Annotated in this window: 13 protein-coding genes and 1 pseudogene; 8 read left to right on the top strand and 6 right to left on the bottom strand. The window is 63.5% G+C overall.

Annotated elements, in window-relative coordinates; all coding sequences use genetic code 11:
- Window positions 1-20: 20 nt before the first annotated feature.
- Both CQY20_RS30760 and CQY20_RS30755 read right to left on the bottom strand, forming a co-directional pair.
- Entirely contained in the window at window positions 21-290 is a 270-nt protein-coding gene (locus CQY20_RS30760; RefSeq protein WP_133119177.1) for a hypothetical protein, read from the bottom strand.
- 225 nt (window positions 291-515) lie between these two features.
- Complete coding sequence (locus tag CQY20_RS30755) at window positions 516-992, bottom strand: ribose-5-phosphate isomerase (RefSeq protein WP_097944661.1); 477 nt, start codon at window positions 990-992, stop codon at window positions 516-518.
- Window positions 993-1,372: 380 nt separating this feature from the next.
- On the opposite strand from CQY20_RS30755, the gene CQY20_RS30750 reads away from it, so the two are divergent.
- The 3 genes from CQY20_RS30750 to CQY20_RS30740 all read left to right on the top strand — a co-directional run bounded on the left by CQY20_RS30750 (window position 1,373) and on the right by CQY20_RS30740 (window position 4,586).
- Entirely contained in the window at window positions 1,373-2,227 is an 855-nt protein-coding gene (locus CQY20_RS30750; RefSeq protein ID WP_097944659.1) for a hydroxypyruvate isomerase family protein, read from the top strand.
- A gap of 254 nt (window positions 2,228-2,481) precedes the next feature.
- Window positions 2,482-3,120: a hypothetical protein gene (locus CQY20_RS36280; protein WP_097944657.1), complete on the top strand. Its 639-nt coding sequence runs from the start codon at window positions 2,482-2,484 to the stop codon at window positions 3,118-3,120.
- Entirely contained in the window at window positions 3,111-4,586 is a 1,476-nt protein-coding gene (locus CQY20_RS30740; RefSeq protein WP_097944655.1) for an FGGY-family carbohydrate kinase, read from the top strand. The genes CQY20_RS36280 and CQY20_RS30740 overlap by 10 nt, the downstream gene beginning before the upstream one ends.
- A 660-nt stretch (window positions 4,587-5,246) precedes the next feature.
- Here the strand turns inward: CQY20_RS30740 and CQY20_RS30730 are convergent.
- On the bottom strand, window positions 5,247-7,136 hold the full coding sequence (locus CQY20_RS30730; protein WP_097944653.1) for a glycoside hydrolase family 15 protein: 1,890 nt from the start codon (window positions 7,134-7,136) through the stop codon (window positions 5,247-5,249).
- A 1,264-nt stretch (window positions 7,137-8,400) separates the two neighbouring features.
- Here CQY20_RS30730 and CQY20_RS36040 point away from each other — a divergent pair.
- Window positions 8,401-8,532, top strand: a complete 132-nt coding sequence (locus CQY20_RS36040; RefSeq protein ID WP_272938844.1) for a hypothetical protein — start codon at window positions 8,401-8,403, stop codon at window positions 8,530-8,532.
- A 336-nt stretch (window positions 8,533-8,868) separates the two neighbouring features.
- Window positions 8,869-8,982: pseudogene (locus CQY20_RS35755) on the top strand (antitoxin); the annotation flags it as partial.
- Window positions 8,983-9,863: 881 nt separating this feature from the next.
- On the opposite strand, the gene CQY20_RS36035 reads toward CQY20_RS35755, so the two are convergent.
- The 3 genes from CQY20_RS36035 to CQY20_RS30710 all read right to left on the bottom strand — a co-directional run bounded on the left by CQY20_RS36035 (window position 9,864) and on the right by CQY20_RS30710 (window position 11,558).
- Window positions 9,864-9,998, bottom strand: a complete 135-nt coding sequence (locus tag CQY20_RS36035) for a hypothetical protein (RefSeq protein ID WP_272938843.1) — start codon at window positions 9,996-9,998, stop codon at window positions 9,864-9,866.
- A gap of 155 nt (window positions 9,999-10,153) precedes the next feature.
- Window positions 10,154-10,387 (bottom strand): hypothetical protein, encoded by a 234-nt coding sequence (locus CQY20_RS30715; RefSeq protein WP_097944647.1) that lies wholly within the window; start codon window positions 10,385-10,387, stop codon window positions 10,154-10,156.
- 121 nt (window positions 10,388-10,508) lie between these two features.
- Entirely contained in the window at window positions 10,509-11,558 is a 1,050-nt protein-coding gene (locus CQY20_RS30710; protein WP_133119176.1) for an AcrVA2 family anti-CRISPR protein, read from the bottom strand.
- 131 nt (window positions 11,559-11,689) lie between these two features.
- Between CQY20_RS30710 and CQY20_RS30705 the strand changes: the two genes are divergently transcribed.
- From CQY20_RS30705 to CQY20_RS30695, 3 genes are read left to right on the top strand one after another with little or no spacing between them, the layout of a single operon-like run.
- On the top strand, window positions 11,690-13,174 hold the full coding sequence (locus CQY20_RS30705) for a tetratricopeptide repeat protein (RefSeq protein ID WP_097944643.1): 1,485 nt from the start codon (window positions 11,690-11,692) through the stop codon (window positions 13,172-13,174).
- Window positions 13,175-13,217: 43 nt separating this feature from the next.
- On the top strand, window positions 13,218-13,907 hold the full coding sequence (locus tag CQY20_RS30700; RefSeq protein WP_097944641.1) for a hypothetical protein: 690 nt from the start codon (window positions 13,218-13,220) through the stop codon (window positions 13,905-13,907).
- A complete protein-coding gene (locus CQY20_RS30695) occupies window positions 13,907-14,965 on the top strand; it encodes a hypothetical protein (protein ID WP_133119175.1) in 1,059 nt (352 codons plus the stop codon). Before CQY20_RS30700 ends, CQY20_RS30695 begins: the two co-directional genes overlap by 1 nt.

Below are 14,965 nucleotides of genomic sequence, written 5' to 3'. Positions count from 1 at the left end.
GAGCGGGGCCGTTCTCATCATCAGATCGTCGTCCACCCCATTGACGCCATCATCGTCATCCTGAGCGACGCGCAACAGTATTTCGCCGGGTCCGGCTCGACCTGCTGTGCCGCACCCAAATGACGGGTGGCTGTGCGTTGGATCTGCTCTGCTGCATAGTCGGCCGCGGTCTTGTCCGGGTGCTGGCTGATGACAGAACGTTCACCATCTGCGATCGTGACTACGTCCCAACCACTTTCGTGTTGTTCGACCTTTACCTGGAACTCGCTGACATACGGCAGATCGGCCACAGTAACCTCCATACTTTGCGAAATGAACGACGGGTGGGTTCCCCCCGCAGCTGAAGGTGCAAACGCTCCCTCGCCGGTGGTTCATCAGATTGGCCGAAGGCAGGAGTTGTCGATGCTGTTTAGGACGCATTGGCTTCCTGGAGTGCAAGCCTGTAGAGACCTACCGCATCTGGCGGCGGCGACCATAGGCGTCGGGGCCGCCCCGCCACGTGCCCGTTGACTTTGTTAGCTCGCGCCGGGAACTGGGGGCGCCTTCCGGGTGCGCTCGTAGTCCGCCAAGATGTCGATCCGCCGCTGGTGGCGTTCTCCTTTCGAAAAAGCGGTGGCGAGAAAAGTGTCGACGATGGCCAGCGCGTCCTCGACGGTGTGCATTCGCGCCCCGATGCTCACTATTTGTGCGTCGTTGTGCTCACGAGCCAGCGCCGCAGTTTCCGTGTTCCATGCGAGGGCGCAGCGGATCCCTGTCACTTTGTTTGCCGCGATCTGCTCGCCGTTGCCCGAGCCGCCCAGGACAATGCCCCGGCTGTCCGGGTCGCCGGCCACGCCCAGGGCGGCGGCGATGCAGAACGGTGGGTAGTCATCAGCTGGGTCGTCGATGTATGCACCGCAGTCGACCGGATCGTGACCCTTTTTCTTGAGGTGACTGATGATGTGCTGTTTGAGTTCATATCCGGCATGGTCGGAGCCTAGGTAGACGCGCATCGCCTTATTCTGACAGAGGGTCCGATCGCTAGCGGATGTTGATCCCGTTCGGCCAATATCGATGAGCGACTCACCCGCGAGGTTTGGGATGAAGACTAGTGCGCCTGCAAGTACACGTGGGCCTTCGCTCGTCGCGTGTGCGCCGACGCTGACGTGCCCCGGCTAACGCAATGAGCGGCAATCCTCCCCGAGTACGCCGTGGACTGCATTTCGCGTTCTTGCGGCTGGCGGCCCGCACTGATTTGTCACCGCCTTGAACGAGGCACCTGATGCAAGCTCAACTAATCCCAAGTCCGAGAATGGATTTCCGCCAAATGAAGTCCCCACGTTAGTTGGCCCGCGGACACCGCGTGGGTGCCCGTATGCAGGAAGGAACATCAATGACGACCGCCGCATTCACGGTCAACTGCTCGATTCTGCTGACCGACCGTCCTCTTCTCAAGCGGCCAAGCGTCGTCCGCGATGCGGGTTTCGATGCAGTCGAATTCTGCTGGCCGTTCACCGAACCTGTTCCGTCCGATCGGGAGACAGCGGCTTTTATCCGCGCCATCGCAGATGCCGGCGTGCTGTTATCCGGGCTCGACTTCGCCGCAGGCGACATGGCCGCCGGTGAACGCGGCATGTTGTCGGATCCATGCCGCAGCAGCATCTTCCGCGACAGTGTCGATGTCGCGATTGGCATCGCCGAAGTGCTGGGGACCAAGGCCTTCAACGCGTTGTATGGAAACCGCATTGACGGCGTGAACCCTGCGGTGCAGGACGAGATCGCCGTCCAGAACCTCGCGTACGCGGCCAACGCGGCGGACCGGATCGGCGCGGTTGTGCTGGTGGAGCCGGTCAGCGGCGCTCGGGCCTACCCGCTCAAGAAGGCCATAGACGCCATTGAGGTCATCGACCGGGTGGTCGCTGACTGCGACCACCGGGTGCGGAATCTACGGCTACTCGCCGACCTCTACCATCTATCCGTTAACGGCGACGCGGTCGGCTCGGTCCTCGACACCTACGGCGACCGGATCGGCCATGTGCAGATCGCCGACGCCCCCGGCCGCGGAGAACCCGGCACGGGCACCCTTGATTTGGTCGGCTATCTCGACCAGCTTGCCGCCAACGGCTACCGCGGATATGTCGGGCTTGAGTACAAGGCCACCCGCCCGGACCCCTTCGACTGGCTACCGCGCGCACGGCGATGCATTCCACACGCCGGCGGCGCATGTGCTCCGCTGTGGCAGAACTGAGCAGATCGTCAGCACCGTCGCATTTATCGGGCTGGAAATCATGGGCTAGTCCCATGGCTGTAAACCTGGCAAAGGCTGGTCACCGGGTGATCGGCGATGCGGGCCGCCTGGAGAGTTAGCGCGGCGCTGACGCAGGCTGGCGCTTCAGCGGCGGACTCGATCGCGACCGCGGTGTCCGCGGTGACATGCGGTGCCTGGCTTCTCCCGTTCAGCTTCGCAACGGATAGTGGCCTCCACGCAACTGACCATTCCACGTGTCAGGAGAGGTTGCGCGCCTTCTCGCCAGCCCGGGTTCCCGGTGCCCACCGTTATCGGCCAAGGTGCTGCTTCTGGTGACAGGACTTCCCCCGTCGACGCCACCCGACCAGGGGTTGAACCATCCGGGATCTGAAGGCAACAATGCTCATCCAGATCGCGGGGCAAGATCCAGCCGAAGCTACTGTAGGGAGACGTTCGATTTGCATTCACCTTTCCAGTGGCGCGTGCTGAGTACAACCTTGCGCAGCGCGCTGAAGGTGCATCACGATTGCGCCGAGGTCGATACGAAGCGCAGATTCGAGATGCCCGGCATTCGGGTCGCGGACCCGAAAGCCTGCCAGTGTGGCGAAGTCCGCAAGCGCGGCACTAAGCCGTGGAAGTGCGGTGGTCGGCACCGCCTGTACATGGCCGAGACCGATCGGTACGTGCACCGTATTCCGTGGAACACGCGCGGCCCACTGCCACTGCGACAGACCGCAGCGGGAAACCGCCGAGCTACTCGGTCAACACGGCTGAAGGCGAGTTCGACCGCACGTGACGCGGCTGCCGTCCGCGCGATATGCCCTAACAATCTGGGCAGTCGGCACACCACGGTTGACCCGCTGATCCGTCAGGCGCAGACCCAATGCCAGTGAAGCAGCCGCTATGGGTCGGGGTGGACTTAGGTACCCAGCATGCTCGCGCGCTGGTGGTTAACGACAAGGGCCAGGTGTTCGGGGCAGGTTCTGCGGCGCTAACGAGTACCCGCTGCGGTCCGCGACACGAGCAGGATCCCCAACAATGGTGGACCGCCGTGGCGGAGGCCACACGCGCAGCCCTGGCCTGCGTGCATGCCGACGCGGTGACGGCGCTGGCCGTCGCTGCCACCTCGGGCACCGTGCTGCTGGTTGACCGCGCCGGACAACCACGCACCGAAGCGCTGATGTATGACGACGCGCGCGCAGTCCAGGAGGCCCTCGTCGTCAACGACGTCGGCGCACCCCTGTGGCATGCGCTCGGATATGGCCTCATGCAGTCATCCTGGGCGCTACCCAAGCTGTTGTGGCTGCTAAGCAGACACCCCGACCTGGCGAACGAGAAGATCCAGTTGTGCCATCAAGCCGACCTGATCAACGCCCGGTTCATCGGCCATCCGGTGCCCACAGACACCAGCAATGCGCTCAAATCGGGGTATCACCTGCTCGAGGACCGCTGGCCCACCGAAGTTCTCAACCGCCTCGGGGTCCCCCCACCCCTCCTACCCGCGGTAGTGCGTCCCGGCACCCTCCTTGGTCGCGTGGGCGTTTACGCATCCGCCGTGACCGGCATTCCCGCCGGCACACCCGTGGTGGCGGGAATGACCGACGGTTGTGCGGCGCAGCTTGGCGCTGGTTGTGTCGAAATCGGATCGTGGAATTCAGTTTTAGGCACAACGCTGGTTCTCAAGGGCGTCTCGGACCGGCTCATTTGCGATCCGGCAGGAGCACTGTATTGCCACCGCGGGCCTGATAACATCTGGCTTCCCGGTGGTGCGTCGAGCAGTGGTGCCGGGGCGATCGCTGAATGGTTCTGCGCCGCAGATCTTGCCGATCTGACAGCGGAGGCGGCGAAGTTGGCGATTGGGCCGGTAATGTACCCGCTCATCACGCGCGGTGAGAGATTCCCTTTCCACGCCGCTGACGCCGAGACATTCATGCTGGGCAACCCCGACACGGATGCGGGTGTGTTCGCCGCGCTGCTCCTCGGTGTGGCCTGCCTAGAGCGGCTATGTTTCGATCGGGTCACCATGCTCGGTGCTCCGATAGACGGTCGGCTGACCTCCACTGGCGGTGCCGCCCGCAACGAGTACTGGACACAATTGCGCGCCGACTTGCTCGGCCGGACAGTGCATATACCCGACCAACCTGAACCCGCCTTAGGTATGGCGATTCTCGCCTCGACGTCGAGCGGAAAATCCCTCGCAGAGGCTGCCGCAACTATGGTTCGCGGAGGACGCGAACGGGTTCCAAATCCTGCCCGGGCCGCCGTCCTGAGACAGCGCTACGCCGATTTTCTGGAGGCCTTAACGGCGCGAGGGTGGCTCGACACCGCTATTGCACAATACGCCCACGCCAGGCTCTAAGCTCCGATCGGCTACCGTTTGAATTCTTGCATCCGTGTACGTTCACACCCGCGATCGTCGGGCCGACACATCGAAGATTCCCTCCGGCGAAGCGGTCGAGCGGTGTACTCGACAGCCCCGGCAAGAGCAGCGGTTGACGTTTGCGGATCGAACAGACCAATCAACTCTGCACCGGGTCGATGTCGTCTGCAAACTAACCCTGCTTCGCGCGAACTTTGACCCCTTCGTCTGAGTCTCGGCTTACGAGCCGAGGAGAAAGAAGTGGCTAGCAGTGCAGGACCGGGCTGAGAACACCGCAGGCCGCATTGAGCGGAAGGGGGTGCCGATGAAGTTGATCGGTAGGACGGTGACGATTTCGCGGCGGAGGAGTTATTCGATCACCCTCCAGCCTCCGAAGACGCCCCATGTGGCGGAGGCCCCACGGACGGCTCGGCCGTTAATCGGTTCCGATCAAGACGTCGGTCGACTTTACGAACACCGGCGCGGCCTGTCCGGCTGCCTATTACGAATCGAGCGCTGCCCCTGTGTCGACCGGCGACGTCAGTTCGACCCAATCACCACCGTCGAATCTGACCTTCGCCGCCGCTACCACGTTTGCTAGGTTCACCTCGATGATCGTGCCGCTCCGTTGATTACGCATGGATAGCCACATGATCGTTCTCAATCACGGTGGGGTGAGCACGGCAGTGCGCGATCGCTCGCCAATGCTCGCTCGGCACTCACCACTGCGGTTACCGCGTTGATGAGCGCCAGGTGGGTGAACGCCTGCGGGAAGTTGCCGAGGTGCCGACCGCTGTGCGGATCGATCTCCTCGGCGTAAAGTCCGAGGCTGCTGGCCGAGGACAGCAGTTTTGAACACAAGGTTTTGGCTCGCGCCAGTTCGCCGATCTCGACCAGTGCGGAGACAAGCCAGAACGAGCAGATAGTGAAGGTGCCTTCCTCGCCGCTGAGGCCGTCTTCGGTCTCGTCGACGCGGTAGCGCAGGACCATTTCGTCCTCGGTTAGCTCCTCGGCGATCGCGTTCACGGTGTTGCGTACGCGCTCGTCGCTGGACGGCAGGAAAGCCAATAACGGGATGAGCAGGACCGAGGCGTCTAGCGCCTTGGTGTCGTAGTGCTGGGTGAAAACGCCGCGTTCGTCGACCGCGTTGGCGAGCACGTCAGCGCGGATTTCCTCCGCCGCGGTGCGCCACCGGTCGGCGAGCTGGTCCTCGCCCCGCACTGCCGCGATCCGCGCGCCGGCGTCCGCGGCGACCCAGCAGGCCACCTTGGAGAAGGTGAAATGCTGCGGACCGGACCGCACCTCCCAGATCCCTTGGTCGGGTTCGCGCCAATGCCCGAGCGCGCGCTCCACTTGAGTCTGCACGATCCGCCACAGCCGGTCGTTGACCCGATGGTGCGGCCCGGTGTGCAGGTCGATCGCGCGCACGATCGAGCCCCACACATCGTGTTGCCGTTGCTTGTAGGCGGCATTGCCGACCCGGACCGGCCGCGCCCCCTCATACCCGGACAGGTGATCCAAGCTCGACTCGTCCAGCGCACGTTCACCGTCGACGCCGTACATCAACTGCAGATCGCCGTTTTCGGCTTCGGCCACGTCTGCGACGAACCGGAAGAAGTCGTTGGCCTCCCAGTCGAGGCCCAACGCGTTAAGCGCCCACAATGTCTTGGCGGTGTCGCGTATCCAGGTGTATCGGTAGTCCCAGTTGCGTTCCCCGCCAGGGGTTTCCGGCAGCGAGGTGGTCGCGGCTGCGACCATCGCTCCGGACGGGGCGAAGCTGAGGCCCTTGAGCGTGAGCGCACTGCGCTGCAGATGGCTGCGCCATGGATGGTCGGGGAACCTGCCGCGATCGAGCCAGTGCTGCCAGTGGTGGCAGGTCCAGCGCAGCCTGCGCCGTGCCGCGCGCAGCGTCGTCGGCGGCGCGTGTTTGCTCCATGAGAGCGCGACGAAGCGGCGTTGTCCCTCCTTGAGCAGTGTGCGCGCGGTGGCCGTGGGGCCTTCGAACCCGATATTCAAGTCAGTCGTGAGCTGCAACCGAGGGCCGGTGCCCTCCGGCTCGGCGACTGCGTCGTGATAACCGTCACCGGTGTAGGACCAGCAGGGCGACAACCGGCCATAGTCGAACGCGGGAGTGCAGTCCATGTCCACCTGCACTTGGCCGTTCATACAGTGAAGAACACGAAGCAATACGTGCGCCGCGTCGTAATCCGTGGGCGCGCGGGGATGGGTCCTCGACCGCTCATCCTCGTGATGCCACGGTCCCATCAGTAGGGCGTCAGTGACGACCAGCCAGCCACCCGGCGTCCACCAGCTCGTCTCGACGACCAGCGTGCCCGGGATGTAGCGGCGCGCAGAGGGGACGTCGATCCCGGCAGGACCGATCCGGAACCGTCCGGCGTCGCGATCAAGAACTGCACCGAACACGCTGGGAGAGTCCATGCGTGGCAAACACAGCCACTCCACTGCCCCATCGGGCGCGATCAGCGCTGTGGTCTCGCAATCGGATAAGAACGCATAGTCTTCGATCGGCGGAAAATGGCTCCTGTCCATCCCCGGCCCACGCCTCACACCATTGACCACAGCAGATCCACCTCCTCACACGCGCGGCCGGTGCTCCTGCGCCAGCTGCTATTACATCGCCTACGGCCCTGCGCAGCCATCGCCCGAAGGGGTGATGCGGGTGGGGAACTGCCCGATCGGCGAGGCGAAAGGCGCCGCTTGGACGTCGGCCACCGGCGGTCTGCAGGCCACCGCCGCAGGCGGATTCGTCTCGAATCGACAGGGTGCGGCGATCGCTGTCGATGTGTTCAGGGTCGGCGGAACCCTCAGCCGGGTACCAGGGGCAGCGCGTTGTCCCCGCCCGCGACAGCGATCTGATCCGTGATGCCGATGCCCCCGGGTCACCGCGGCGGCATATCCGTTCATGATGTCGTGATCGCGGTAGAACCAATTCAAATCGAACACGAGATTACTACTGCCTTCGCGTCCTGGAGTCGTGGGCCACCTCACGGTGTGGAGCGTTGCGCGCGACCGCATACCGACCATGAGATGAAATCCGGCTCGGGCGTTGGGGCCCGCCGTGGTCGCCGAACTACTCGCCCACAGTTACAACACAACCCAGCTCCGCGCTGAGAACGCGGCCCAACCCTGGGCGCGGTGTATCACCAAGCCCTCGCCAACAACCTATTAAACTTGCACGTCAACGGGCCTTGCCTTCTTCCGTTGCCGTTCCCGAAAGGCGTTGGGCCCCGGCTTAACCGCGGGGTCCATCGCAGGAGCCGCCACGCGCTATGATCGCACCGAAGTCCAGCCCAGCACGCCAACCCACCACACTCACGCACACCTCCGCGGCCACCTCCGGCCAGATCTTCTCACCGCTTGGACGATCCGCCGCATCCGGTGGTCACTGCGAGCCGATGACTACTGGCCCAAATACGACCGGATCGAATATGGAAGGTTACCGGTAGAGCGTAAACCGATGCAGGGCAGCAGCTTTGCCGATAGCGCCGACAGGGGAGAAGGGCCACAGTGTCGAGGACTTGGGGCCTGCTGGGACAACGTCAGTGTCAGATAGTTCTGGAAAACAGGGCGGAATCGGACAGCTCTCAAGTCCCTCCCGGATTGCTGTCAACAAGTTCCGCATCGGAAATTCGTGCAGGGGGACGAAACCGGGTGCAGCGCCTGGTTTTTCTGTGTAGAGCAGGCTCTGGGATGTAAGACGCCACGGTGACGTATTAATCCCCGGCCGGCAGGTGACTGCGCCGCTAGTCTGGGCGAAGGGAAGCCGCGCTCCGATCGATCAGCAGCCTTAGACATGCGCACGGTGTTCGATGCGGCCGATGTCGAGCACTCGGTCGTCTTCGAGTTGCGCGGAAGCCTCGCACCGACGCCGGGAAGCGCTGCAAGCAAAGCCGATCGAAAGTACGGCGACTACGACACTAGATGAATTTCAGCACAGGTTTTCGAAAGAAGGCGCAGCAGCTATAGGACGCACCGCCGAACGGGACTCTGATTCATCTATTGCAGTATGCGGGATTGTTCATGGATAATAGAGATTATCCATCACAGGTGTGTAAATCATTGCAGAAGAAAGTCTTTCCCCTCACCGCACCCGGGAGAGGGAAGCGCTAAGGTGACGAATTAGTGGGACCAGGCTTCACCGCAACCACGCGGTTGCCGATCTTGGTAACGCGCAATATACGTTAGTTATATGGCGGACTCAGACGACATCAATCGCCACCCTGAGGCGGCCAAGGGTGAGCCTCGCGAGGCGCAACCCTTGAGTGAGGGCCTGCGATGCGCCCTATACCGATACACAACTCACACGGTTCCTGCGCTGGATATCGACTCTTATGCGGAGCGAATCAGCCAGGCGAATCGGGCCGCGGGTTTGTGATCGCTCGCAGGCGCCCTGCAAGCTTCGGACGACGAAGGCGTCCGCACGGCCCGACTCGAGAGACGAGGACCGAGCCGAGTCAAGTGTGTCACTCGCGACGGCGATCTCCCGTGTTCGCGCCGTAGTTGCCGCGTTCTGCGTTGTGAACGGTTTTGTGAACGAAACGTGGTGTAACGGCCTTGGTGGCGTGGAAAGCACCGCGATGGTCGAGACGGGTGGTCGGCGGTGACCTGCGCGTTTGGGACATATTGCGAGATACGAGATTCGGACTGGTCGGCTCATAACTTAGAGGTCGCAAACTTGAATTCTGACCTCGCTACCAAATAGACGGCCCTCGGACTCTGCTCGTTTGGTGGATACAGCCTTCATCCCCGTCGAAGACGATCAGTCCACAATTCACTGTTGCTCTTTCGATCGGAGCGCGTATCGGTCCCGGGCCATGCGCCTCTCGGCGTTGGTGGCGCCACTGTTGAATAGGAGGGCCAGCTGCGCGTACCTGGTGTCGAGAACATGCTCGCAGAGCTCCTCTGGCGGCATAACCCGCTGAGGCTCGCTGGAAGTCGGCGTCGCCATACCATCAACGATAAGCATTGCCGGTGGCTCTCGTACCGCGGCAGGCGCGTTCAGCGCGTCAGCCCATCGGCTCCGTTGGTGCAGGCCGCCTCGACGGTCAGGAGTAACGGATGCGACTCCTGACTCGTTCTTGGAGGGAACCGTCGGCGAGGTGGTCAACACCACCCTGCTGACCGGAAGACCAAAGACAGTGCTCTTCCAACGTCGCGACCGAGTGGGGGCCCAAGACGTTCACCACCTATGTCGATAGCGGCGACGTGCGGAGGTGACTGACCTAAGGAGCGATTATCGGCCCGAGCGGCGACACGCTACGTCGTGCCGGCAGCGAACTGGCGATCAGCCTCCCGCATCGCGTCCCTGATCCGCGCGACCGCGGCGGCATGCTCGGCATCCTCCAGGACGCGCTGGAGACGTTCGCCACCCTTGTCTTCCAATTCGCGCACCGATCAATGGTGCCACGTACCGCCGCCGGGGTCGAGGGCCAGCCGTGACTTCGCGCGGCAAGCCGAGATCGTCGACACTGGTCGTGGTTCGCCATCCGTCGGCTGCGACACCCCGCCGACGATGGGCCTGTTCTGCAATTGATGGCGACCGTGCGTCATCCCCGTTGACGTCGACTACGCCGAACTGTCAGTGATGACGTTGCCGCAGTGAGGAGTTCACGCAATTCAGGCGTGACGTCGTACTCGTACTGGGCCTCGGTGACGACACTCGCCGGCTGAAGCAGGATGCTGCCGTCCGAGTTTTCTCGTATCAGGAATCGGCGGCTGGGGTGGCCGGGTAGGACGACGCAGCCGTCACCGTCGGTCTCGACAATTCGTTGCTCACGCATTTGTCGACGATACCGGTGACTCGTGCTCGACTCCGGCGCCTTGACGGAGTCGGGTGTTATCGGCGGTAGCAACGGTTACGGTGGTGAATTGTCTTGCCACAGCGGCGCGCACGCATTCGGACTAGTTCAAGTCGCGTACGGCTGGGGCGACACCATTGTCGGCATTTACGGGCGTCGGCGGATACCAGCGAAGCTCGTAGTGCCAGTCGACTCCTTCGGCGCCCAGCCGGTTTCCGATGACGTTGCCGTTCTCGTCTCGTTCGGCGACGCGAACCCGGTGCCAATGTGCGATCCGTATATGCGGGGGGAGCCTCCAGCCGGCGATCCCCACGTCGCCTGTACGTTCGCCCGCTTGTCGGCGGTACTGCCGCAACGATGCGCCGGTCCTCCATCCAAGGTTTCCGATCTCTGCGCGGCTGATCTGCTGTGGTCGGGAGATTTGCTCCGGCGGCGGCCAATCGATCTCGGGATCACCCGCCGCGGAGTACAAGAGCAGCGACAACGAGAGCGGGATGAGCACCGGCAACTCTTCGCCGCTTGAGTTCCCCGCCTCGTGTGCGCCTTGGATTTGTGCTTTCACAAGATCGGCGAGCGTCGTTGCGGCAAGGTCACCGCGGAGCGGCAAGGTCACGCTCTGCAGCTGCGGGTTCGGATCACCCTCCTCCTGGTACACCCACATGCATCGAACGCCCTGCGCCGTAGGGATCTTGGTGTAGCCCGTAAGGACACCGCGACCGTCTGCGGCGCGAAGCCTCAAATTGCCCACCGTTGGCGCGATTCCCGTCCCTTCAAGGTTCTGGTACTTGCTGACCGTGCCGGCCACGACCATTCCGAGGTAGCGACACATGCGTTGTCCGTCGTGGAGCGACAAGGGGGTGGCAAGGCTGTAGGCAACGGCGTCGAAGGGAAATCGCGTTAACCAGTCGGGTACCAGTTCAACGTCGGTGTTGGCGTTCATCAATGCACCGGCGAACTCGTCGTCCACCCGAAGAACGACAGGACTGTCGGACCATTTCTCGAAGATCATCTCGGCGACGTCCTGCGCCCACTGCGTGCCGGGGTTGGCTGCGGGCGGTCTGCTCGCCCACCACTGGATCGCCGCGATCACGGCAGCCGCGTCGTCGACCTTGATGCGCCGTTTGGTCCGTTGATCACGCGCCTTTTTCGCCACAGACACCATCCTCTCGCACCAACCGATGCGGGCGGCCCCAGCTAATCGATCGACGACTTCGGTGCCACCCCGTTGATGTCGGACATATGCTCTACGGTCATCAGCCGGGGATACATGGTGGGGGAATCCGAGTGGCGAACAGCGCTGATCTGAAGGATCGGTGGAAGACGCTGCAGTTGTTGGGTCCGGTGTTCGAGTTGCTAAATCGGGCTGCGCCGCGCGCTGACATCGACCATCGCAGCTATGACTTGGCGCAGCTCGCGCTCCGACTGATCGACTACGTCGTCCACAACCAGGCGAGCCTGGAGGGGTCGGTCAGCCTTGATTCGGTAACCGATCATCTGACGCAGGTCGCGCGGCGAATGCACCCCGATGATCCAAGTCGACCCTTCGTCAAGGTGGCGCGTCTGGTCTTCAGCGCCGTGTTCAACGACGGGCGCCCTCATGAGGCGACGTGGTTGGAAGTCGACGGGCCGGCCGACACCACAGAATCGGACGTCTTCAGGTTCCGCTTGCTTCGAATGGTGGACAGCGAGTCCGGCGCTGCGGTCACGGCTACCGATGAGGCAATCCTGCTGTACTTGCAGGCCCTGAACACCGATCTCGCCGACCGGGCGTTGGCGTTGAAGCTGCTGGTTGAGATCCAGATGCAGGCCGGCGAGTTCGAAAAGGCGCTGGACTCAGCGCGCCAGGCCACTCGGACGGCGCGCGGGCTGTCGGCGAGTCTTCGCGAACGGTTGGCCGATACTCAGCGGGACGTCGGCACCGTCGACTGGCACGGCGAGATGCCGCAGTGGCTCAGCGAAGTGCGCGGTCAGATCCGGCTGCAGATCGACCGGGACCGGCAGCTGACCGTTCTTGCCAACCAGGCAGGTGATGACCCGGATGCGGCTGAGGCGTGTCGACAGATCGCCGATGAAGTCCGTGTGGGAGGAGACGTGTGGACCCGGCTGGAGCGGTTCGTTCTGTCGGCCATCCCGGTGTTCCTGGAGGCGCAGAACACTCAGCGGTTCCGTCCGAGAGGTCTTGCCACCACGATCGACATGGCCCGCGATGTCTTCGAACCGGGCCTTGCCGCATCCGAGGTCCGCTTCGCCGCGGCGGTCGGTGTGTTGGTCAAGGGTGTGATGGCACCGCCCACGCCGGTGTGCTGGGCGTTGGGCGATCTCACCGACCTGCTGTTTCGGGCGCCGACGACGTACGACCGTCGTCCCCCTGAGGTCGATGATCCCGGCGAACTTGGAGAGCCGCCGGGAGATTCGATCGCCCCAGCCATCGCCCGCTGCGCAGCCGACGTCCTCTCGGTCGCGGCTGAGCGCCCGACGCGGCTCTCGGAGCTACTCGGTGCTGCTCGACTCCGAGCTGGGGAGGTGGAGGATCCGCATCGGTTGCTGGACGTTCTCTGGGGCGCCGCGTTGTGGGTGTTCGTCGCTGGTGAGGACCGCGCTCGCGATGATCAGCCCGGCAGCGCCGATCTGGCGGAAGCAGTCGCCACGCTCGTCGCGGTCGCCGATGACCAAGTGCTCACCGACGACCGGTACCGCGGGCCGGATCTGACACTGGCACGGTCCGCCGCATTGGATGCCGTGGATCTCGGGGCGGTGAGAACATCGTGAACCATGCCGACATATCGGCGGCCGCCCGGCTCATCCGGCATGCATGTCTCCAAGGGATCGTCCGACGCCGGGAAGTCTGTACCGCGACCTGCTCGACCGGTTCCAGGTGGATCTCCCGTTCGCCGAACTAGTCGACCGGGTAGCCGAAGGCCTTGGTTTGGAGGTCCACCAGGTAAGCCCCCAGCTGGGGCTGTTGGTATCGGGCCAAGTCGACTCACCCTTCGCGGTGACCCTGGACAATTCTGGGCTTCCGGTGCGCAAGAGCGGCGAGCACCGTCTCCAGGATCGGCGGTGCTTCGGACTGGTCCTGCTCGGTCTGATCACCTACGCCTACCCCAACGGGGAGACGTTGGTCGACTCGGCGAACCGCCCGGTGCGGGCATTGGACATCGAGCGGTTCCTCGAACAGCGAATCAAGGGGCTGATCGGGTTGGATGCCGAGTCTGGCGAGGCGGAGCACCAGCTCGGTGAGGCAGCCCGCACGTGGCACGACTTGCCGCAGGTGCTGCTCACCGACGGCGGTCGGGTGGGCCGAGAATGCCACCGCTGGTACGTCAACGCGACTCTGACTTTCTTGACCGCGCAGGGCCGTGCGCGGCGCGAACCTGCGCTCGACGACGCCACCAGTGAGGCTTACGTGCTCAACGATCGCTTCCGGATCGGCCTGGCGGAGGTCGCGGAGTCGTTGATCGCCGAGATGAGCAGTGCCGCCGGCGATGCGGTGGACAGCTAATGTTTCGTTTGCGGCGGATGTACCTGGACTCGGTTGGCGTCAGCGACAACCGGTTTGCCGACCTGACGGTGGAGTTGACCGATGTCGCCGGCGATCCAACCGATTCCATCGTGTGGCTGCGCAACGGGGCCGGAAAGACCACGATGTTGTCCCTATTGCTTGCCTTGATTCGGCCGGGGCGCCGCGACTTCCTGGCGAATAAGACGAAGAATCGTTCGTTGGAGGACTTGATCCTCAGCGGCGATACCGCCCACGTGGTCGCGGAGTGGGTCGGCCCGGACGGTCAACTGCTGCTCACCGGTGCGGTGTACGAATGGGACGGCCCCACAAGGCCTGTCGACTACAACAGCCGCGGGGGTAAGGACCGTCTGCGTAGGAGTTGGTGGTGCATTACCCCCGATCCCGACGTTGACGGCGCCACCCTGGACACGTTGCCCTTCACATTCCGGACCGGCGGTGGGTTCGATCGCGAGCGCTTCTGCAGCCACATCAGCCGCCTGGCAATCCAAGGCGTGAACGCGGTAGTGGTGAACCAGACCATAGGTGAGTGGCACGCCGCACTGCGGGAACGCCGCTTCGATCCGGGACTGTTCGAGTACTTCCTCCTAGTCAACGCCGCCGAGGGCGGCATCGACGGACTGTTCGCCGAGATCGATTCACCTGGCAAGTTCGTACGGTACCTCCTCCGCTTCGTCGGCAACCACGAACAAATCGAACCGGTGCGCGACCTACTCAAGGACACCGCGGCCGAAATCGCAAAGCGCCCAATGTATTTGGCGGAGAAAGAGTTCTGCGACGATGCGCAGGGCTGGGTATCGAGGCTGGGTAACGCGCGAAGCGATCGCGACGACGCGGCGCGCACCCTCGATGACGAACGCCTTCGCGCCGGCCGGCATAAACGAGCCCTGCTCGATGCCAGCGCAGTGGCCGCAGATCTCGCCGATCGGGCCGCAATCCGCAAGGGCATCATCGAGGACGCCCTGAATCGCCCTGGATTCGCCGGAGGCTCGAGCTATTGGATTCCGACCAGGGGTTGGTCGGTCCGTGATGCATCGTAG

Source organism: Mycolicibacterium agri (assembly GCF_002553505.1).
GTDB lineage: Bacteria > Actinomycetota > Actinomycetes > Mycobacteriales > Mycobacteriaceae > Mycobacterium > Mycobacterium agri.
The sequence above is the reverse complement of the archived record's forward strand: the minus strand, read 5'-3'. Positions and strand labels throughout refer to the sequence as shown.

Excerpts from the sequence above, each read along its gene's own strand:
- CQY20_RS30755 (WP_097944661.1), bottom strand. The coding sequence starts at position 992 with ATGCGCGTCTACCTAGGCTCCGACCATGCCGGATATGAACTCAAACAG.
- CQY20_RS30750 (WP_097944659.1), top strand. The coding sequence starts at position 1,373 with ATGACGACCGCCGCATTCACGGTCAACTGCTCGATTCTGCTGACCGAC.
- CQY20_RS30740 (WP_097944655.1), top strand. The coding sequence starts at position 3,111 with ATGCCAGTGAAGCAGCCGCTATGGGTCGGGGTGGACTTAGGTACCCAG.
- CQY20_RS30730 (WP_097944653.1), bottom strand. The coding sequence starts at position 7,136 with ATGGACAGGAGCCATTTTCCGCCGATCGAAGACTATGCGTTCTTATCC.
- CQY20_RS36040 (WP_272938844.1), top strand. The coding sequence starts at position 8,401 with ATGCGCACGGTGTTCGATGCGGCCGATGTCGAGCACTCGGTCGTCTTC.
- CQY20_RS30715 (WP_097944647.1), bottom strand. The coding sequence starts at position 10,387 with ATGCGTGAGCAACGAATTGTCGAGACCGACGGTGACGGCTGCGTCGTC.
- CQY20_RS30700 (WP_097944641.1), top strand. The coding sequence starts at position 13,218 with ATGTCTCCAAGGGATCGTCCGACGCCGGGAAGTCTGTACCGCGACCTG.
- CQY20_RS30695 (WP_133119175.1), top strand. The coding sequence starts at position 13,907 with ATGTTTCGTTTGCGGCGGATGTACCTGGACTCGGTTGGCGTCAGCGAC.